This is a genomic window from Sporosarcina sp. NCCP-2222, assembly GCF_023168145.1.
Taxonomy (GTDB): Bacteria; Bacillota; Bacilli; order Bacillales_A; family Planococcaceae; genus Sporosarcina.
The window spans coordinates 205,930-225,493 of sequence record NZ_BQYK01000007.1 but is presented as its reverse complement, the minus strand read 5'-3'; the positions used below and the strand labels follow the sequence as shown (position 1 = coordinate 225,493).

General features: G+C 45.6%; 18 protein-coding genes, 16 tRNA genes and 2 rRNA genes. 28 read left to right on the top strand and 8 right to left on the bottom strand.

What is annotated here, in order from left to right:
• The 20 genes from NCCP2222_RS15790 to NCCP2222_RS15695 all read left to right on the top strand — a co-directional run.
• Positions 1 to 111 (top strand): 23S ribosomal RNA (locus NCCP2222_RS15790); the annotation flags it as partial.
• Positions 112 to 262: 151 nt separating this feature from the next.
• A 5S ribosomal RNA gene (gene rrf / locus NCCP2222_RS15785) occupies positions 263 to 378 on the top strand.
• Positions 379 to 418: 40 nt separating this feature from the next.
• Positions 419 to 493 (top strand) — tRNA-Asn (locus tag NCCP2222_RS15780).
• 3 nt (positions 494 to 496) lie between these two features.
• A tRNA-Ser gene (locus tag NCCP2222_RS15775) sits at positions 497 to 587 on the top strand.
• A 22-nt stretch (positions 588 to 609) separates the two neighbouring features.
• Positions 610 to 684: transfer RNA gene (locus NCCP2222_RS15770), tRNA-Glu, on the top strand.
• Between the two features lie 183 nt (positions 685 to 867).
• Positions 868 to 943 (top strand) — tRNA-Val (locus tag NCCP2222_RS15765).
• 19 nt (positions 944 to 962) lie between these two features.
• Positions 963 to 1,037 (top strand) — tRNA-Met (locus NCCP2222_RS15760).
• A 3-nt stretch (positions 1,038 to 1,040) separates the two neighbouring features.
• Positions 1,041 to 1,116 (top strand) — tRNA-Asp (locus tag NCCP2222_RS15755).
• 9 nt (positions 1,117 to 1,125) lie between these two features.
• A tRNA-Phe gene (locus tag NCCP2222_RS15750) sits at positions 1,126 to 1,201 on the top strand.
• Positions 1,202 to 1,211: 10 nt separating this feature from the next.
• Positions 1,212 to 1,287, top strand: a tRNA-Thr gene (locus NCCP2222_RS15745).
• Positions 1,288 to 1,294: 7 nt separating this feature from the next.
• Positions 1,295 to 1,379, top strand: a tRNA-Tyr gene (locus NCCP2222_RS15740).
• A 7-nt stretch (positions 1,380 to 1,386) separates the two neighbouring features.
• Positions 1,387 to 1,460 (top strand) — tRNA-Trp (locus NCCP2222_RS15735).
• 24 nt (positions 1,461 to 1,484) lie between these two features.
• Positions 1,485 to 1,560: transfer RNA gene (locus NCCP2222_RS15730), tRNA-His, on the top strand.
• 41 nt (positions 1,561 to 1,601) lie between these two features.
• A tRNA-His gene (locus NCCP2222_RS15725) sits at positions 1,602 to 1,677 on the top strand.
• Between the two features lie 6 nt (positions 1,678 to 1,683).
• Positions 1,684 to 1,755, top strand: a tRNA-Gln gene (locus NCCP2222_RS15720).
• 4 nt (positions 1,756 to 1,759) lie between these two features.
• Positions 1,760 to 1,834: transfer RNA gene (locus tag NCCP2222_RS15715), tRNA-Gly, on the top strand.
• Between the two features lie 10 nt (positions 1,835 to 1,844).
• Positions 1,845 to 1,918 (top strand) — tRNA-Cys (locus NCCP2222_RS15710).
• Between the two features lie 31 nt (positions 1,919 to 1,949).
• Positions 1,950 to 2,030 (top strand) — tRNA-Leu (locus NCCP2222_RS15705).
• A 132-nt stretch (positions 2,031 to 2,162) separates the two neighbouring features.
• Positions 2,163 to 2,666, top strand: a complete 504-nt coding sequence (locus tag NCCP2222_RS15700; protein ID WP_248513269.1) for an RNA polymerase sigma factor — start codon at positions 2,163 to 2,165, stop codon at positions 2,664 to 2,666.
• Positions 2,653 to 3,555 carry a hypothetical protein gene (locus tag NCCP2222_RS15695; protein ID WP_248513268.1) on the top strand — a complete coding sequence of 301 codons (903 nt, stop codon included), beginning with the start codon at positions 2,653 to 2,655 and terminating at the stop codon, positions 3,553 to 3,555. The genes NCCP2222_RS15700 and NCCP2222_RS15695 overlap by 14 nt, the downstream gene beginning before the upstream one ends.
• Before the next feature lie 71 nt (positions 3,556 to 3,626).
• On the opposite strand, the gene NCCP2222_RS15690 is transcribed toward NCCP2222_RS15695, so the two are convergent.
• Positions 3,627 to 4,322, bottom strand: a complete 696-nt coding sequence (locus tag NCCP2222_RS15690) for a B3/B4 domain-containing protein (protein ID WP_248513267.1) — start codon at positions 4,320 to 4,322, stop codon at positions 3,627 to 3,629.
• A 53-nt stretch (positions 4,323 to 4,375) separates the two neighbouring features.
• On the opposite strand from NCCP2222_RS15690, the gene queG reads away from it, so the two are divergent.
• Positions 4,376 to 5,503, top strand: a complete 1,128-nt coding sequence (gene queG / locus NCCP2222_RS15685) for a tRNA epoxyqueuosine(34) reductase QueG (protein WP_248513266.1) — start codon at positions 4,376 to 4,378, stop codon at positions 5,501 to 5,503.
• 15 nt (positions 5,504 to 5,518) lie between these two features.
• Entirely contained in the window at positions 5,519 to 5,992 is a 474-nt protein-coding gene (gene trmL, locus NCCP2222_RS15680; RefSeq protein WP_238081261.1) for a tRNA (uridine(34)/cytosine(34)/5-carboxymethylaminomethyluridine(34)-2'-O)-methyltransferase TrmL, read from the top strand.
• 251 nt (positions 5,993 to 6,243) lie between these two features.
• On the opposite strand, the gene NCCP2222_RS15675 is transcribed toward trmL, so the two are convergent.
• A complete protein-coding gene (locus tag NCCP2222_RS15675; RefSeq protein WP_248513265.1) occupies positions 6,244 to 7,545 on the bottom strand; it encodes an NCS2 family permease in 1,302 nt (433 codons plus the stop codon).
• A gap of 150 nt (positions 7,546 to 7,695) precedes the next feature.
• On the opposite strand from NCCP2222_RS15675, the gene NCCP2222_RS15670 reads away from it, so the two are divergent.
• Positions 7,696 to 8,529, top strand: a complete 834-nt coding sequence (locus tag NCCP2222_RS15670) for an aldo/keto reductase (RefSeq protein ID WP_248513264.1) — start codon at positions 7,696 to 7,698, stop codon at positions 8,527 to 8,529.
• Between the two features lie 76 nt (positions 8,530 to 8,605).
• Positions 8,606 to 9,544, top strand: coding sequence for a methyl-accepting chemotaxis protein (locus NCCP2222_RS15665; RefSeq protein WP_248513263.1), 939 nt, complete (start codon positions 8,606 to 8,608; stop codon positions 9,542 to 9,544).
• A gap of 41 nt (positions 9,545 to 9,585) precedes the next feature.
• Here NCCP2222_RS15665 and NCCP2222_RS15660 read toward each other — a convergent pair whose 3' ends face one another.
• The 3 genes from NCCP2222_RS15660 to NCCP2222_RS15650 are packed head-to-tail and all read right to left on the bottom strand — an operon-like array spanning position 9,586 to position 11,338.
• Positions 9,586 to 10,434, bottom strand: a complete 849-nt coding sequence (locus NCCP2222_RS15660) for an RluA family pseudouridine synthase (protein ID WP_309295973.1) — start codon at positions 10,432 to 10,434, stop codon at positions 9,586 to 9,588.
• Positions 10,431 to 10,910 (bottom strand): thioredoxin family protein, encoded by a 480-nt coding sequence (locus NCCP2222_RS15655; RefSeq protein ID WP_248513262.1) that lies wholly within the window; start codon positions 10,908 to 10,910, stop codon positions 10,431 to 10,433. Before NCCP2222_RS15655 ends, NCCP2222_RS15660 begins: the two co-directional genes overlap by 4 nt.
• Positions 10,907 to 11,338, bottom strand: coding sequence for a disulfide oxidoreductase (locus tag NCCP2222_RS15650; RefSeq protein WP_248513261.1), 432 nt, complete (start codon positions 11,336 to 11,338; stop codon positions 10,907 to 10,909). The genes NCCP2222_RS15655 and NCCP2222_RS15650 overlap by 4 nt, the downstream gene beginning before the upstream one ends.
• A 128-nt stretch (positions 11,339 to 11,466) precedes the next feature.
• Here NCCP2222_RS15650 and NCCP2222_RS15645 point away from each other — a divergent pair, with 128 nt between their 5' ends.
• Entirely contained in the window at positions 11,467 to 13,008 is a 1,542-nt protein-coding gene (locus NCCP2222_RS15645) for a carbon-nitrogen hydrolase family protein (protein WP_248513260.1), read from the top strand.
• Between the two features lie 77 nt (positions 13,009 to 13,085).
• A complete protein-coding gene (locus NCCP2222_RS15640; RefSeq protein WP_248513259.1) occupies positions 13,086 to 13,460 on the top strand; it encodes a CopG family transcriptional regulator in 375 nt (124 codons plus the stop codon).
• A gap of 294 nt (positions 13,461 to 13,754) precedes the next feature.
• Here NCCP2222_RS15640 and NCCP2222_RS15635 read toward each other — a convergent pair whose 3' ends face one another.
• The 3 genes from NCCP2222_RS15635 to NCCP2222_RS15625 form a co-directional block, all read right to left on the bottom strand.
• On the bottom strand, positions 13,755 to 13,967 hold the full coding sequence (locus tag NCCP2222_RS15635; RefSeq protein WP_248513258.1) for a hypothetical protein: 213 nt from the start codon (positions 13,965 to 13,967) through the stop codon (positions 13,755 to 13,757).
• Between the two features lie 74 nt (positions 13,968 to 14,041).
• Positions 14,042 to 15,097 (bottom strand): ribosome small subunit-dependent GTPase A, encoded by a 1,056-nt coding sequence (gene rsgA, locus NCCP2222_RS15630; protein ID WP_248513257.1) that lies wholly within the window; start codon positions 15,095 to 15,097, stop codon positions 14,042 to 14,044.
• A 269-nt stretch (positions 15,098 to 15,366) separates the two neighbouring features.
• Positions 15,367 to 16,707, bottom strand: coding sequence for a hemolysin family protein (locus NCCP2222_RS15625; protein ID WP_248513256.1), 1,341 nt, complete (start codon positions 16,705 to 16,707; stop codon positions 15,367 to 15,369).
• Positions 16,708 to 16,877: 170 nt separating this feature from the next.
• Between NCCP2222_RS15625 and chrA the strand changes: the two genes are divergently transcribed.
• Positions 16,878 to 18,053, top strand: a complete 1,176-nt coding sequence (chrA, locus tag NCCP2222_RS15620) for a chromate efflux transporter (protein WP_248513255.1) — start codon at positions 16,878 to 16,880, stop codon at positions 18,051 to 18,053.
• 680 nt (positions 18,054 to 18,733) lie between these two features.
• The coding region (locus NCCP2222_RS15615) for an ABC transporter transmembrane domain-containing protein (RefSeq protein WP_248513254.1) at positions 18,734 to 19,564 on the top strand (831 nt) is incomplete at its 3' end.

Genomic DNA, 19,564 nt, shown 5'->3' with positions numbered 1-19,564 from the left:
CATTACTTCGGTAAGTAAGATCCCTCAAAGATGATGAGGTGGATAGGTTCGGGGTGGAAGCGTGGTGACACGTGGAGCTGACGAATACTAATCGATCGAGGACTTAACCTTATTTAAAAAGTGCACGGTTGACTTGATACTTAAACAATGTCTGTTTTATTCAGTTTTGAACGAACAAAACGTTCAGAAAAGTATTTTTTTAAAAAAAGTACTTGAAATTCTCGGCAGATTTGTTATAATAAATCTTGTCTTGTGAAAAGAGTCCAGTGATGATGGCGAAGAGGTCACACCCGTTCCCATCCCGAACACGGAAGTTAAGTTCTTCAGCGCCGATGGTAGTAGGGGGCTTCCCCCTGTGAGAGTAGGACGTCGCTGGGCTGTCAGTTCACTGACACATAATAGGCCATAGTAATATTATTCCGCAGTAGCTCAGTGGTAGAGCAATCGGCTGTTAACCGATCGGTCGTAGGTTCGAGTCCTACCTGCGGAGCCAAATGGAGAGCTGTCCGAGTGGCCGAAGGAGCACGATTGGAAATCGTGTATACGCTAACCGCGTATCAAGGGTTCAAATCCCTTGCTCTCCGCCAGATTTTATTCCTAATATCATATGGCCCCTTGGTCAAGCGGTTAAGACACCGCCCTTTCACGGCGGTAACACGGGTTCGAATCCCGTAGGGGTCACCATCTTATTACAACTCACATACAGTAATGTGAAGCTTATCGCAGCTCCCGTTAAAATTGGGAGAAGCGAGCAGAACAAGGAAGCGAATGGAACTTCGGTTAAAACCCGCGACATCCTGTCGCAACACCGAAGCCAGCACATCCTGTGCAAGTGCAGTAATGCGAAGCTTAACGCAATTTTAACCTGGAGGATTAGCTCAGCTGGGAGAGCACCTGCCTTACAAGCAGGGGGTCGGCGGTTCGAACCCGTCATCCTCCACCATATATACAAATAGTATTATCGCGGGGTGGAGCAGTGGTAGCTCGTCGGGCTCATAACCCGAAGGTCGCAGGTTCAAATCCTGCCCCCGCAACCAAAAGGTCCCGTGGTGTAGCGGTTAACATGCCTGCCTGTCACGCAGGAGATCGCCGGTTCGATCCCGGTCGGGACCGCCATTTATTTGTGGCTCAGTAGCTCAGTCGGTAGAGCAAAGGACTGAAAATCCTTGTGTCGGCGGTTCGATTCCGTCCTGAGCCACCATTTATATCATGCCGGTGTAGCTCAATTGGTAGAGCAACTGACTTGTAATCAGTAGGTTGAGGGTTCAAGTCCTTTCGCCGGCACCATGCTCTTGGTGGGGTAGCGAAGTGGCTAAACGCGGCGGACTGTAAATCCGCTCCCTCCGGGTTCGGCGGTTCGAATCCGTCCCCCACCACCATTTAAATAGGGGCATAGTTTAACGGTAGAATAGAGGTCTCCAAAACCTTTGGTGTGGGTTCGATTCCTACTGCCCCTGCCATTACTGTTTTAATTCAATATTATGGCGGTCGTGGCGAAGTGGTTAACGCATCGGATTGTGGTTCCGACATTCGGGGGTTCGATTCCCCTCGTCCGCCCCATCTATGCACAGTATTAAATAATGTCAATCCATTTTATTATGGCGGTCGTGGCGAAGTGGTTAACGCATCGGATTGTGGTTCCGACATTCGGGGGTTCGATTCCCCTCGTCCGCCCCATCAGTTTGGGGTATAGCCAAGCGGTAAGGCAACGGACTTTGACTCCGTCATTCGTTGGTTCGAATCCAGCTACCCCAGTTTCGCGGAAGTAGTTCAGTGGTAGAATACGACCTTGCCAAGGTCGGGGTCGCGGGTTCGAATCCCGTCTTCCGCTCCACTCATTCTACGGCGGCATAGCCAAGCGGTAAGGCACGGGTCTGCAACACCCTTACCACCGGTTCGATTCCGGTTGCCGCCTCCAAGTTTTATGACGCTGTTGCAAAACTTCATATGCCCGAGTGGTGGAATGGCAGACACGCCGCACTCAAAATGCGGTGCCGCGAGGCGTGCCGGTTCAAGTCCGGCCTCGGGTATCCACTAAAAAAGATACAACTTCGGTTGTATCTTTTTTTCAATCCTCTTTTTTATCTGTCTTCTTATCGATTCTTCGAATGCTCTGTAATGAATCCGCGTTTCGTTCGTCTACTTAATAGGAGGGGAGCCACGTGCCGGATACGATTGAAGAATGGTTTCATTTATATGAACGGGATCTGACCAGTTATCTCATTTACTTTACGGGAAGCTTTGATGTGGAGGATTATGTCCAGGAGACCTTCCTCATCGCCCTGCAAAAACAAGACTCTTTTCACAAGCGGTCTCATCCAAGGACTTGGCTTATTTCCATTGCCCGCCATCACGTCCTGGACACGTACCGACGTAAAAAGGTATGGGAACGGCTAATGCCCTTTTTATATTCTTCTCCACCTGTGCAGGCGTCCTTGGAGGCTGCCTTGATTGCCACAGATGATCAGCATCGACTGTACCTAGCCATCTCGAAGCTCTCCGCTCGTGATCGGGATGTAGTCATTCTACGAGGGATTCTGGAGCTGTCTGTCAGCGAGACGGCACAAGTCATGAACTGTGACACCAATCATGCTCGGGTGCTGTTTCATCGAGCTTTGGCCAAACTGAGAAAATCCTTGGAGGAGGTATCTTATGAAGAAGCCTAACGATGACTTGGAAGAGAAATTGAATCGCTTGCCTACTTTCACATTGCCCACCGAACAGAAGGCAAGGATTTTGCAATCTCTCCAATGTGATTCGCCAGAAAGGAAGAAGTATTCTTTCCGACCTTTCTTTGTTTGTGCAGCCTTGCTCTGCATTGCTTTTCTGTTATTTGTCCCGCTTCGAACAAATCTTTCCCTCACTGGCGATGGGCCATTGACAATTTCACCGGACAAAGAACTGGAACGGTTCCTTATGTCTCCTCGCCAACAGGAAGTACTAGGGATTGAAGGCCGTTTTGCGATGCTGGGTTCTATCAAGCCGTTTGTCGCCGAGGATTGGAGGAGAGGAGCGAAAATGATGTTGTTTTTCTGGGGGGAGCCAGCTCAACTTGTTGACAAGCCTTTCCGTTTGGAAGCTGTCCATTCCAACCAGACGATCACACTTGCTGAAGGCGTGTTAAGCGGCCCGCTAAACGATTCAGAAGACGCTCATATCCTGACAAGGTTTGCTCCGTTCCCTGAAGAAGGGCGTTGGCATGTCAAGGTATATGTGAATGATCAGGTCTTTGAGACGTTCGACTTGGAAGTACTGCCTCCATTTCCGAAAACAGAGCATTATACGCTAGAAGATTCTCCTGCTGAATTGGAGACAGGAAAAGAGGTAGACATCAGCATCGAACGGTTCGGAGAGAGTAAGAAGGTGATTCAAGTCGAACTTCAGAATAAAAAGGGTAAAGTGATTGATAAGCAGTGGTTCACAGAAGAAGGGGAATTTATTGATGCTAGAGAATCCGGAATTTTGCATACTTTTACAGGGAAACTGACATTTCCGAAAAAGGGCACTTGGATACTCGTCATTGATGGAGAGAAGACGCAGCCATTCAAAAATTGATTCAAAAAAACGCTCTCGCCTATGAAGGCTGGAGCGTTGTATTATGGATATTTCTTATACGGTTAGCTTGCTTATTCAGGGATGACGACAGACCTTTGTGCAGCGTGTAACACATGTGCTGTAGCGTCTCCACCACTAATTGAGGTAAACATGTTTGCAGCGGCGTTTGTCAATTTTCCAGCGTTCTCTAGATCGAGAGAAGGACGCAGGAACAGGACTTGCAAAGCGGATGTCGTTTCTTCGGTTACTGCAGTACGAATAGAATCTACGAACGGGCTGCCGAACGGACTATACTCATCTCGGAGGACTAATATGTTTTCTAACGCGTTAAAACGGCCGTTTAGCCCCTCGTATCCTGCCGCCTCATCACCTACTGTCAGTTTGACGTCACCTACTAGTTTCAGTCGATCATAGATGCCCGCAGGAATTTGATATTGCAGTGAGAAGAAATTGTTTAAATCGACAGCACTGTGATAGGGTGCTAAGTAATTCTGCTTTTTTATTCTTCGGTATAATGCTTCGACAGAAGGCCGGTATCGGCTCGGATCGGCTCCAAGTGCTTTCCAGACCGTTCTCCATTCATTGATTCCAGGAAAGTCGGCCAGCGGTTTGTCTTCTAAATCAAAAAATAACTGTTCCTGAAATAATTGCAGCCGTCCTTTTAACATTTGAGGCGATTCCGATACTGTTATTTTGTTATAATAGATAAGGCCGATTTTCAAATCGGGCATGGCATGAAACAATTTTTCATCCATTTCTAGTTTCAATGAAATCACCCTTGTCTTTTTGTTCAATCTTACCATAAGGGAGGCGAATCTGTATGAATGTCGCTCAGTTCCAACAAGAAATCCGTGACTATGCAAAGACAATAGGCATCGATAAAATCGGCTTTACCACCGCAGCGCCTTTCCGGGAATTGAAAAACCGGCTGAAACGGCAACAGGAGCTCGGCTACCAATCCGGTTTCGAAGAGAGTGATATCGAAAAACGTACGAATCCAGTTCTATTGTTGGATCAAGCAGAAAGTATCATTTCGATCGCCATTGCCTATCCATCCAAAATGGAAGATGCCCCAAAGGGAAGAAAAGGCGAAAGACGGGGAATCTTTTGCAGAGCTTCATGGGGAGTGGATTACCATGTCGTCCTGCGTGAAAAACTTGAGTTGCTCGAGACATATTTGAAAGAACGGATTTCCGGCGTTCAGTGTCGTTCCATGGTCGATACAGGAGAGCTTGTCGATCGGGCTGTTGCGGAACGGGCAGGCATCGGCTGGTCGGCTAAGAATTGCTCAATTATTACACCGGAGTTCGGCTCTTACGTCTATCTGGGCGAGATGATCACCAATATTCCATTTGCTCCAGACGAACCGATGGAAGACGAATGTGGCGACTGCACACTTTGCCTGGACGCTTGTCCAACCGGTGCCTTAATACAAGGAGGACAGCTGAATGCCCAGCGCTGTATAGCATTTTTAACCCAAACGAAGCAACCGATACCGGAAGAATTTAGAAGGAAAATCGGGAATCGGGTCTACGGCTGTGATACATGCCAAACGATTTGTCCGAAAAATAAAGGCAAATTTAATATGCATCAGGAAGCTTTCCAACCGGATCCCGAACTGTCAAAACCAATGCTTGAACCAATGCTTGCCTTATCAAATCGGGAGTTTAAAGAAACATACGGCCATATGTCCGGCTCCTGGAGAGGGAAGAACCCGATCCAGCGGAACGCGGTTATCGCATTAGCACATTTTAAAGAGGAATCAGCCGTTCCAACATTAGCGAAGTTATTGAAAACGGATGTGCGGCCGATGATCCGAGGTACCGCAGCGTGGGCGTTAGGGGAAATTGACTCCGCTGAAGGACGGCTTGCATTGGAACATGCTTTGGCGACGGAACAGGATCCCGAAGTTCTCACCGAGGTGAGACAAGCACTACAGATTACTTGAAAGAAGGGCTGGATTATGGCGATACATGTCGCTCTATTTGAACCGTTGATTCCCGCTAATACGGGTAATATCGCAAGAACATGCGCGGGAACCGGAGCAAAACTTCATCTGATCAAACCTCTCGGATTTTCAACAGATGATAAAATGTTGAAGCGGGCGGGGCTCGACTATTGGGAACACGTTGATATTACGTATCATGAAGGCATACATGAATTCTTTGCAGCTTATCCCGAAGGAGAATTTTATTTCATTACGAAATTCGGGAAGCAAACGTATTCTGACTACGATTTTACCGACAGCTCCAAGGATATCTTCTTTGTGTTCGGCAAAGAGACGACGGGGCTGCCGCCTGAAATCATTGAAGCGCATAGGGAGAATTGCTTGCGCATTCCGATGAATGGCAATATCCGCTCGTTGAACCTCTCGAATACGGCTGCCATCTTAATTTATGAAGCGCTTCGGCAGCAGTCATTTTTGGATTTGACATAAAGAAACGGGACAGCCAATTGGCATGTCCCGTTTTCTCATTGCATTATTTTTTTACTTTGCCTGGTTTGTCTTCATAGCCACCAGTTAAAATCGCAGATAGGAATGCGAAGCAAACGCCCATGATAAGGATAAGTTTCATCGGAAGTACCTCCTGTAAAAATCATTAGTCCTTCATTTAGTATACATGAATCTCATGTGAAATGAAATGAATGATGCCATTATTTGTGACAAGAAACGCAATAATTATGACATCAGTGAGGCAGGAATAGCAGTTGGTACGCGAACAACACAGCAAAGAAATATAATAGGAGCGGAACTTCCCGCCATTTGCCTTTAACAACTTTTAAGACTGGATACGTGATAAAGCCAAGCGCAATTCCAGTTGCGATGCTGGATGTCAAAGGCATCGTCAAAATGACAAGAAACGCAGGAAACGCTTCATCAAAAGAATCCCAGTCAATATGCTTCACAGCACCGATCATTAAGCTGCCGACAATAATCAAAGCGGGTGCTGTGATAGCTGCCACATTTGAAAGAGCACCGACGACCGGGCTAAAAAATGCGGCAATAATGAAGAAGATAGCGACTGTTAAAGTGGTAAGCCCCGTCCGTCCACCAACAGCTACTCCTGACGAGGATTCTACGTAAGCGGAAGTCGGGCTTGTCCCTACCATGGCGCCAGCAGTTGCAGCAATGGAGTCTGCCAGTAAAGCATGCCTTGCGCGGGGAAGCGATTTGCCTTTCATTAAACCTGCCTGCTTTGCGACCCCAATCATCGTACCTGTCGTATCAAACAGCGTCACAATTAAAAAGGCGAAAACAACGCCATATAAGCCATGGCTGATGACATCCCCAGCTGCTTGTATTGGATTCCAAACGAGAACACCTTCCGGAAGATGAGGCACTTTCCACGGAGCGCCTTCAAAATGCAGTTGTTTCGTAAAGAAGGCGACAATTCCAGTGGCAATCATGCCGATAAAAATGGCGCCATAGACGTTTAACGTCATCAGGATGACGGTTACAATCAATCCGAACAGCGTTAATAAAACTGGCGGTGAAGTCAAGTCACCGAGCCGGACAAGCGTCGACTCGTGAGAAGCGACAAGCCCGGAAAGGCGCAGGCCTAAAAATGCGATAAATAAGCCAATGCCTGCTGTAATTCCATGTTTCAAATTTTCCGGAATGGATTCGATCAGTTTCTCCCGGAATGAAGTGAGGGAGAGGATGACAAAGAGCAAACCCGCGACGAAAACGGCTGAAAATGCTGCTGTATAATCAAGGCTGCCGTCGGAACCAATGACGACCGATGCAAAATACGCGTTTAACCCCATGCCAGGAGCGATGGCAATTGGATAATTAGCGCATAATGCCATCCATAAAGTACCGATTACCGTTGCAATTATGGTCGCTAGGAACACCTGGTCAAAAGGCACACCAGCATCCGATAAAATAATTGGGTTGACGATGACGATATAAGCCATCGTTAAAAATGTTGTCATGCCTGCCAATAATTCAGTTTTAATCGATGTATTATTTTTTTCTAGTTGAAACAATGGTTGTACCCCTTTCAATAAAACACGAACATTTTTAATTCCTTAATACATAATATTCGTTTCTTTAGTTTTTTGCAATGACTAACCTAACAACAATAGGAAAATTAGAATGAAATCGGTACAATGGTACATAAAGAAGGAGGTTGCGGTATGGACTTAATTTATCAAGAGAAAATGACATTGGCAAATGGTGTGAAAATGCCTCAACTCGGATTGGGAGTTTACAAAATGACCGATCCAGATCAAACGCTGGCTGCGATATCCTATGCGCTTGAAATCGGGTATCGGGCGATCGACACGGCAGCGATTTATGAGAATGAAGAGGAAACAGGCGAAGCTATTACGTATTCTGGTATTCCAAGGGAGCAGTTATTCATTACCTCGAAAGTGTGGAATACCGATCAAGGCTATGATGAGACATTACGTGCGTTTGAAAAATCGTTAAAGAAGCTGCAGTTGGATTATTTAGATCTCTATTTAACCCATTGGCCCGTAGCAGGGAAATATCAGGATACGTATAAAGCAATTGAACGTTTGTATGAAGAGAAATTGATTCGCGCGACTGGGGTTTCCAATCATCATGTGCATCATTTAGAAGAAATCTTATCGACAGCGTCCATTCCTCCAATGGTCAATCAGGTTGAATTGCATCCCCATTTATCACAAGTTCCACTGCGCACTTTTTGCAAGCAACATGGCATCGAGGTCACTTCTTGGTCGCCGCTCGCCAGGGGGCGGATGTTAGCGGATGAAACATTAGGGGAAATCGGAAGAGTGCACGGTAAGACGCCGGCACAGGTCATCATCAGATGGCATTTACAAAATGGGTTGATTGCCATTCCGAAATCAGTGACGAAGGAACGAATAAAGGAAAATGCCAGTGTTGCGGACTTTGTACTCTCTTCGGAGGAGATGCAAAGGATTGATGGGTTAAATATAGATGCACGGACTGGAACGAATCCAGAAAAATACGATAAGGTTTAATTGGGTATTTATACCCTCTGACTTTTCTCATAATAAACCGATATATAACAGTAGAGAATAGACAGGGGGAATTAGGGTGTTCAGAAGCAAGAAGAGTGTGAGTCATGATGAAAGTTATTTAAAAGAGATTGAGCAGCTGAAAAATGATTTTAGACGCAAAGAGGAAGAGGAAGCGACCAGGCTGGATGAGTTGAAAAGTGAGCTGGAAGCAGCCGTTTCCCAGCATGAAAAAGTAAATGCACAACATAATGTGTTGGGTGAGGCCGTTGCGCAAATCGAAGAGAGATTTGAACGAGTCGAGGATCTTAGTGACAGCTCGGCTTCGAAATCAGAAGACCTGTATGAAAAGGGCCGTTCTCTGGAAGAAAAATCAAATCAAATGGTGACAGAGGCGTCAGAAGGGGCAAAGGAAGTCCACGGAACAGCGGGTGTCATTAACCAACTAGGCGTGCAAATTCAATCTTCTCAGCAGAACATGACCAACTTAAGCACTCGTTCTGTTGAAATTCAATCGATTGTCGGCGTCATTGAAGATATTGCCGCACAAACGAATTTATTGGCTTTGAACGCTTCCATCGAGGCGGCGCGTGCAGGGGAATCCGGCAAAGGGTTTGCGGTAGTTGCCCAAGAAGTGAGAAAGCTTGCCGAAAGCACATCCAATAGCACAGCGAATATCCAGACGCTGACGAACGCGCTTCGTGAAGAGATTGAACAAGCATTGCACGCGACACGTAAAAGTGCTGAACTGGTAGAGAAAGGCATGCAAGTCAGCTTGGAAACAGAAGCGAAAATTGAACGGATTTTGCATACGGTCGAGGACAGTCAAACAGACATTACAGCCGTGCAGGACATGATTGAAGAACAGAAGAAGCTATCGAACAGCGTGAAGCAGGAGCTTCTCGAAGCGAAACAATTATTTGCAGAAGCGCACGCATTAATCATGGAGCATATTGATGACGCGAAAGAAGTGGACATGCGTCTGGAGAATGGCATTAAGCAGCTTGCGTATAATTAATACAATAATAAAAGCCGGAGAAATGACTCTCCGGCTTTTTCTTATTCAACCGTCAGCGTTTCTTCCGTAATCGGATGGACAAAGGAAACTTTGACTGCAGTTAAACGATATTGTCCATCTACTGTCTCGGTGCCGCCGTATAAAGCGTCTCCTGTAATCGGATGGCCGATATGAGAAAAGTGGACACGAATCTGATGAGTTCGTCCTGTATCCAGTCTTGCTTCAATAATTGTCGAATTTTCAAGCCGCTCTAGAATGCGGAAGTGGGTCGTGGCAGATTGGCCGCCTGGTGATACCCTTCTCCGGGTTGGATGATGCCGGTCCCGTCCAATCGGGTACTTCAGCGATCCCCTCATACGGTTTAAGCGACCATCGACTTCCGCCTCGTACGTCCGGGTCACTTCGTTCTGTTCCATCATCCGGTCAAGCAGCCCTTTGGCAATGGGGTGTTTGGCAACGACGATTAATCCACCTGTCCCTTTATCAAGCCGCTGCACATGCTCGGCATAGGTTCCTCCACTGCGTTGAATATGTCCCATGACCTGATTCATGAAGGTTCCAGTGCCATCTGGATGATCTGGATGCGTTGCGATTCCGGCTGGTTTTCTTGCGACGAGAAGATGTTCGTCCTCCCAGACGATTTCAATTGATGCTGGATCCTCTGGAACATAAGTAGATTTAATATCTGGAAAAGTGAATGTAAGCATAGTCCCGCTTTCAAGCGGCTCTCTCCAGTCAGCGGGGACTCCAGACGAATCATAAACGCTTTTCGCCATCCGCATCTGGTGAACCGTTTTTTTGCCCACTACCCACTTATCTTGAAGCAATCTTTCAATGGTCAGCCCATCTTCTTTTAATTGATAATGAAATGTCGGACTAGCTATCATCATTTGCCCGTATATTCCTTAAGAAATTCTTCGATGGCTTTTTCAGGTTCTTCTGGCGGCAAACCAACAAGCCTGCCGACTTCTTTTCCGTTCTCATATTGAATGAGGGCCGGCCAGCTTTCAATTCCATATGGAGCCGATTCTTTTTCAAACTCAAGCAGATTGTATTGATAGACATGAATCCCTTTATCTTTTGCGATCGGCATTAGAATCGGTGTCATTTTCATGCAGTACGGGCACTCAGGAGAGAAGAAATAGGCAGTGACCGGATCTCCGGATTTGATTTTTTCCATCAGGGCATCCGGCAGGACGATGTTGCTGTAATTTTTATTGCCAAGCAAATTGATGGTGGATGGTTTCAGTTCCTTCGATCCATAAGGGTTGTCCTTTAATTTTTGTTTGTTCGATTGATTCGTCAAGACGACAATCAAAACAAAGATGGCGATAATGACACCGCCGATAATAAGCAGTTTTTTCATTTAGCCGAAACTCCTTTTGCCTGTTTCAGTAAGAAAAGGCTTGTAATTAAGATAAGTAAAAATGCAATGAACGCCATGAAGGGGATTGTAATAAATCCTAAATAATTGACGTATTGCCCTGTGCAAGGGACATTCCCGCAAGCGGGTGCGTAACTTTGGAAGAATGAGAGTTTTTGAATGCTGTAATGGTAAAGCGATGTACCTGCTCCGATAACTGAAAAGACGGCTGTCGTCAGAGCGATTCTGGCATTCTTCTGAACTAAAGCAACTCCAGATATGAGAACGAGCGGATACATGAGAATCCGCTGATACCAGCAGAGGGTACACGGTGTAAATCCTTTAATCTCTGAGTAATACAAGGACCCCAGCGTGGCAATCAATGAAACAGTGAAGATGAAAAGAAGCCCATTTTCCTGTCGTTTATCCAATATAACGAACCCCCTGTCTTGCAGACTTCTCTTTGATTATAGAGTGTCCCATCAGGACTGTAAATTATTCACTCTTATATGACTTGTTAGCAAGCAAGTTGGGTAAACAGATAGAAGAGGTGATAGTTGTGAGTGAACAATTTGATTTAACTTCATTTGAAATGAGCATGGTAATCAGACAAATGGAGTATGAGGACATTGCAAAAATACTAAGCATGCAATCTGTCTGTTTTCCAGGGATGGAGCCTTGGAAAAAAGAACAGCTGGAAAGCCATCTGGATGTTTTTCCGGAAGGGCAATTTGTGGCGGAACTCGATGGTGAAATCATCGGATCCTGCTCAAGCTTGATTGTCAACTTTGACGAATATGATGACCGCCATACATGGGACGATATTTCCGATGGGGGTTATATAACCAATCATAATCCGGAAGGGTACAATTTGTATGGCATCGAAGTGATGGTCCATCCGGATTACCGAAGAATGAAAGTCGGACAGCGTTTATATGAAGCGAGAAAAGAGCTTGTCCGCCAGATGAATTTAAAATCGATTATTATCGGCGGGAGAATCCCGAATTATCATAAATACGCAGCAGAATTGTCCCCACGCGAATATGTCGATGCAGTGAGCCGGCATAAAATATATGATCCGGTCCTCTCCTTTCAATTATTGAATGATTTTACGTTAATGAGGATCAATCCGAACTATTTACCGGATGATAAAGCTTCGAATAAATATGCGACATTGATGGAATGGAATAACGTCGATTACCGGGCGATGACGAAGCGGCATTTTAAAACGAGCTTCCCAGTGCGGATTTGCGTCGTTCAGTATTTGATGAGGAAGATCTCCTCGTTTGACGATCTAGCCAACCAATGTGAATATTTTGTCGATGTGGCTTCGGATGCCGGTTCCGATTTCGCTGTGTTTCCAGAGATTTTTACGACACAATTGATGTCTTTCTTAGATGAACGTTCTCCAAGCCAGGCGATCAGAAGGCTGACAGAATATACACCACAGTATATTGAACTGTTTACCAATTTGGCAGTCCGGTATAACGTAAACATTATTGGCGGTTCTCACTTTGTGGAGGAAGACGAAGAAATTTATAATGTGGCGTACTTATTCCGCCGGGACGGTTCGATTGAAAAGCAATACAAGCTCCATATTACGCCGAATGAGCGGAAATGGTGGGGAATCAGCCGGGGAGATTCGGTCCGCGTGTTTGATACCGACTGTGGAAAAATTGCGATTCAGGTTTGTTATGATATTGAATTCCCTGAACTCGCCCGCATCGCTACGGATAAGGGAGCGAAAATTATCTTTACTCCTTTTTGCACAGAAGATCGTCAGGGCTATTTGCGCGTTCGATACTGCGCCCAAGCACGTGCCGTTGAAAATCAGGTGTATACCGTCATTTCCGGTACGGTAGGCAATCTGCCCGAAACAGAAAATATGGACGTACAATACGCCCAGTCGGCGATATTTGCTCCGTCTGACTTTGAATTTGCAAGAGATGGAATTGTAGGTGAAACGCATGCCAATGTGGAAATGGTATTGATCGGCGATGTCGATCTTGAGATCTTGCGCCGCCAGCGGCAAAGCGGCACAGTCAAGCAATTGAAGGATCGCCGACCAGATATATACCGAGTTGAATATTTGCGCGACTGAAATAAAACATCTGTACACCTTCCACATGGATGGTGAATATGATATAGTGAAAGGAGAAAGGGAAAGGGAGGATACAGATGGTTGAGTCAGAAAAGATCACAATTAATATGAATGTCGTCGATTTGGGGAAAGTGGATCTGTTAGTGGAGCAAGGGTTTTATTCCAACAGGACTGATTTCATCCGAACGTCGATCCGAAACCAGCTCGCGACGCATGCGGCAGAAGTACAGGAAATTGTCGTCCGGAAATCATTTGTTGTTGGCGTCATGCGGTTGAGCCGCGAGGATTTAGTAGAGCATGCGGAGCATCACACGAAAATAGACATTAAAGTAGTCGGTCTATTGATTTTGGACAATGACATTGATGTGGATCTGGCACAACAGACGATCGCTTCCGTACAGGTGAATGGGGTATGGAAAGCGAGCGCGGAGCTGAAGGCGGCGTTGAGTTAGTTGGCATTTAAGTAATTGAAGAAAACATAACGAAAAAAGACCTGCAAATTGTTTGCTGATTTGCAGGTCTTTTTTTTGTTTGGAATAAATTTATCAGTTCTTAGAAAGTGATTGTGTCCGCCGGCGAACCACTCGTATACTTCAGCAACCGCTCGTATCCGTCGTCGAACCCCTCGTATATTTCTCTGACCGCTCATATCCGTCGCGGAACCCCTCGTATATTCCAGCCAGCGCTCGTATCCGTCGGCGAACCACTCGTATATTCTTTCAACCTCTCGTATCTACCGGCGAACCTTATATTCTAGCAACCGCTCGTATCCGTTGGCGAACCACTCGTATATTCTGGTGACCGCTCGTATCCGCCGTCGAACCACTCGTATACTCCAGCAACCGCTCGTATCCGTTGCCGAACCACTCGTATATCCTGGCAACCGCTCGTATCCGCCGCCGAACCACTCGTATATTCCAGCAATCGCTCGTATCCGCTAACTCCATACCAGCCTCCATAAACATTCCCCAAATACAAAGGACTGTCCAGAAAATCAGATTCCGCTGACTTTCTGGACAGTCCTTAGGTTTCGTTATCTCTTTTTATGAGTTGCTTTCTTTTGTGTCTTTCGTTCTTTCGCTTCGGATTGCTTTAATTTTCTTTCGAGGAAGGCGAGTTCTTTTTGTAATTTTAAATAGCTGTCATAGCGCTCAGCGGGTAATATACCCTCGGCAATGGCGGTTTGTACGGCGCAGCCGGGTTCCTTTTTATGCTGGCAGTCGCTGAATTTGCAGGAATGGGCGAGTTGGTCGATGTCTTGGAAGCTAGTGTCCAAGCTGTCGCCTTGATCCCAAAGCTGAAATTCACGCATTCCTGGTGTGTCAATGAGGATGCCTCCGCTCGGCAGAAGCAACATTTCCCGGTGGGTAGTGGTGTGCCTTCCTTTGGCATCGTCTTCTCGGATGTCTTGAATCTCCATCTTGCCGTCTTCTAATAATGCATTAGTCAGGGAGGATTTGCCGACGCCTGACGAGCCGAGCAGGGCAGCGGTTTTTCCGTTTTGCAAAATGGCTTGCACTTCGTCAAGTCCTTCTCTTGTATGATTGCTGACTGTGATAATATCTGTTCCGGGAGCAATCCATTGTGCTTTTTCAATAAAAACATCTGGCTCAGCGCATAGGTCTTTCTTGGTCAAGAGGATCACCGGTAGCGCTCCGGAATCGTATGAAGCAATCAAGTAACGCTCCAGCCGTCTTTCATTGAAATCTTGGTTCAGTGACATGACGAGGAATACGATATCGACATTGGTCGCAATGATCTGTTCTGTTATAGTCATGCCAGCCGACTTTCTTGAAAACAGTGAAGTTCTGGGGAGGAGGGAGTGGATAATTCCCCGTTGCTCACCTGGCATCTTTTCGACCGCCACCCAATCACCGACTGCGGGGAAGTCCCTTCGCTCGCTCGCCATATGCTCCATCGTGCCGGAACAGACGGATAGCCATTCGCCTTCTTCCGTGATGACGCGGTACATCCGTTTATGTTCAAGTGTTACTCGTCCGGGTAATGATTTCTGTTTCATTCCTTCGGGTAATGCAGACCAGTCCTGCTCCCGTAATTCTGTCCAACCTAGCTGTTGTAAGTTTGTCATTCAAAAGCCTCCTGTTTTGTGCAAATCAAAAAAACCGTGGGTCCAGGATCGGACACCACGGCTTTCACGCGCAAAACAGAATAGACATATCGATCAGTGCGATAGGTCAGGTGAAAGCATGGGTCCGATCCACATTACAAATAAGTTAGTGTAAGTAGTCATCTTTTTCATATGTCTTCACCCTCCTTCTATCAGTTGAACTAACAATAGCAAAAATATCCACAACCGTCAATATGGTGAAATAAAAAAAAACGGCAAAATGCCGTTTTTTATGATTCATAGGATAAATCAGATGTCTCGTTCACTTCTTCTTTTTCGTGTTTGATAGCTTCCAAGTAAAGAATATGATGGCCTTCCACATCTTTCACGGTGAATTCATAGCCTTGTTCAATGATCTTTTCACCTGGAACTGCTTCAAAACGTTGGGACATGAACCAGCCGCCGATCGTATCGATATCTTCTTCGATAATATGGGTGCCGAGTACGTCGTTCACATTTTCGATCAGCATTTTCGCATCGAAAATATAGTGGTCTTTATTAATCATTTGGACTTCCGGTATTTCATCCATATCAAATTCATCTTGTATTTCTCCGACGATCTCTTCGAGTATATCTTCTATCGTTACGAGACCGGATGTTCCACCATACTCATCCATTAACACAGCCATGTGAATTCGTTCCCGTTGAATCTTCAGCAAGAGATCGCCGATGGACATTGTTTCAATGACACGGATGATCGGTTGCATATATTCAATAACCGGCTGTTTACCGGTCGTCGGGTCTTTAATGTAGGCGGTCAACAGATTCTTCATATTGATGAGACCGATAACATGGTCTTTATCTCCGTCTGTTACTGGATAGCGTGTATACTGTTCCACACCGATCATTTCAAACACGTCTTGTAACGTCATATCTTTTTCGATGGTCATCATTTCAGTCCGCGGCACCATGATTTCGCGTGCGACGCGGTCGTCGAATTCAAAGATGTTATTAACGAATTTGTATTCGGCAGGATTAATTTCTCCGCCTTTCAGACTGTCGGACAGGATCATGCGGAGTTCGTCCTCGGAGTGGACTACTTCTGACTCGGATACTGTTTTGTAGCCTAGCATATGTGCGATTCCTCTTGCAGCGCCATTCATTCCTTTAATAATCGGATACATAACATTATGGAAAATGATCAATGGTCGTGAAAAGGATAGTGTAATAGCTTCGGCACGCTGTATGGCAATAGTTTTCGGAGCCAACTCACCGACTACGACATGTAAAAATGTCACGATTGTGAATGCAATTGCAAAAGAAAGGAATGTTGTCACATTCGGTGTCAAGTCAAAATGGGAAAAAACTGGGTTTAAAAGCAGCTTGACTGTCGGTTCGCCTAACATACCGAGTCCTAATGCTGTGATGGTAATCCCCAGCTGGCAGGCAGACAAATATTCATCCAAGTTGCTGACCACTTTTTTCGCGATCAAGGCTTTGCGGTTTCCTTCTGCGACAAGCTGATTAATGCGTGTTGTCCGTACTTTCACTATTGCAAATTCACTCGCAACAAAGAATGCGGTGAGAGCGATCAAGGCAGCAAATGCTGCCAATCGTATGGCAATGTCCAAATAAGTTTACTTTGTTCCGCGCCCGAATGAGGGGTAGAACAAAGTACACACCTCCTGTATAGGTAAAATAGTTAGTTAAGATTATGATAAATTATTTACAAGAAAAAAACAAATGATTTTACCCGATTCAGGTATACTGGATGGAAGAGTGAAAGGGGGAAAGATTTCGAATGAGGACATCAAGGTATTGGGAGATCTTAAAGGCTTCCACTAAGCTTGGGCTAACGTCATTTGGCGGACCGGCTGCTCATATCGGATATTTCCGGGATGAATATGTAAAAAGGAAAAAATGGCTGGACGATAAGATGTATGCCGATCTCGTTGCGCTTTGCCAATTTTTGCCCGGACCGGCAAGCTCACAGGTTGGGATTGCTATCGGTCTCATGCGAGGAGGATTGTTTGGCGGCCTATTATCATGGATAGGATTCACTTTGCCATCGGTTCTTTTGTTGATGGCATTTGCATATCTCATGTCCAATGCGACGTTTGATATTGGTTGGTTAAAAGGATTAAAAATTGTTGCGGTTGCCGTTGTCGCGCATGCGCTGCTCGGGATGGGCAAAACGTTGACACCGGATCGACAACGGATCACCATTGCCGTGCTGGCGGCCGTAACTACATTATTAATGCCAACTGCATTCGGGCAAATCATGATTATTGTGCTTGCAGGAGTGCTGGGATTTTATTTATATAGGAAAGAAAAGACCGATGCAGTGGCAGATTTGACTCTTTCCTTTGGGAAACGGATTGGCATGGCGGCATGGATTGTATTTTTCGGTCTGTTGATCGCTTTGCCGCTGCTGCGTCCGTTATCGAATCATTCATTAGTAGCTATTTTCGATATTTTTTATCGGGTCGGTTCCATTGTATTCGGCGGAGGGCATGTCGTTTTACCGATGCTAGAAAGAGAGATAGTTCCGGGAGGCTGGATGGATGCCGAGACATTCATCGCAGGATATGGGGCCGCGCAGGCAGTGCCAGGCCCACTATTCACCTTATCCGGCTACTTGGGGCAATATATGGATGGACCTGTCGGAGCACTCGTAGCAGTTTCGGCTATGTTTCTGCCTTCCATTTTGCTTGTCATAGGAGCTCTTCCTTTTTGGTCAGCCGTTCGTTCGAAGCCGGGCATCCAGGCGGCATTAAAAGGAGTAAACGCGGCAGTCGTCGGCATCTTGCTGGCAGCTCTATACAATCCAGTATTTACAAGCTCCATACATAAGCCAGTCGATTTTGCCATTGCACTAATTGCGTTTGCACTGCTCGTTTATTATAAGCTGTCTCCATGGATTGTCGTCATTGTCACAACAATCTTAGGCGCAGCAGCATTTTCCCTATTTGGCTGAATGAATGGCAGGTTTTCATCATAGGATAGGACGGTCAAAAAAAACCAGGAGCGCTTTTCGCTCCTGGTGCATATGTTACATTGCCGTGGGGTTGTATGACGTCAAGGGGAATGGCGCCAACTTATCTTGCTAGTAACAGTATAATCAGAAATGTTGCAAACTATTCGCTGCAATCGGGAGACCTTTTTGGCCTTGCTCTATCAATACCCGGTGTGAGCGTAGCTGAAACTAGGCAGGGCATAGTCCGAAGAACATGAAAAATAGGAAATTAGTGTCCAACTTTTTCCGAGATTTTATTGACAAATGTAAATTGAACATGTAATGTAGAATTATTCGAAAATCGAAATAGTGAGGGAGGCGCGGAAAATGAAAACTTTGAAAACTGGATTTCAACTTCAACAATATCATATTCCGTGCCGGCCAACTCGTTGAATTATAACTAATCATATTTGGACGGCAAACAGCCGTTCCTTTTTTGAGCACACGCTTATTGTAGGAGGCGTGTGCTTTTTTGTCTTTCTAAATATGGAAATTGGGTGTTTTCACGCGATGCGTGTGACATATAAAAATACGAAGGAAAGGAGTGCTGGTGATGACTTTCATCAAACAGCAACGGAAATTATTAAAAAAGGAATCTCTTGAAAGTGGATAGTTACGAATCAAGGAAGAGGTAGATACGTATGTTTTCGGTTTTATTTAAATTAAAGTGGTTTTTCAAGGAGAATCGCAAGCGGTATACGATTGCGCTTGTTCTCCTAATGATTGCGAATGTGCTCGTCATCTTGCCGCCGTGGATTATCGGCCAGGCAATCGATGCCATCCACACACAGACGATGACGACTCATCTGTTGGCTTTGTTCATCGGCGGGATGTTGTTGATCATGCTCGTATCTTATGTTGGTAACTTTGTCTGGCAGTACCAGCTGTTTGGCGGAGCCTATGTCATTGAGCGGCAATTGCGGACTCGATTAATGCGCCATTTCTTAAAGATGACCCCAACATTTTATGAAAAGAATAAAACGGGTGATTTAATGGCCCGTTCTACAAATGATTTGCGTGCCATTTCTGAAACAGCCGGCTTTGGCATTATGACGCTGATCGATTCGACTGCCTATCTAGGCACATTGATTATTACAATGGGATTCATTATCTCGTGGAAACTGACACTCGTGGCCATCTTGCCGTTGCCGATTTTGGCATATAGTTTGCAAGTTCTTGGCAAGAAAATTCACGAACGGTATATGGTCGCGCAAGATGCATTCGGAGATTTGAATGACAATGTCCTCGAGGCGGTCGCAGGTGTCCGTGTTGTTCGTGCCTATGTGCAAGAACGTGCGACGGAACAACGATTTGCGGATATGACAGAGGATGTCTATAAAAAAAATATGCATGTAGAAAAGATTGACGCGCTCTTCATGCCGTTTTCCAAAACATTTACAGCATTGACGTATATGATCGGGCTTGGTTATGGAGCTTATCTTGTATCGACTGGAGAGATTACGCTCGGAAAG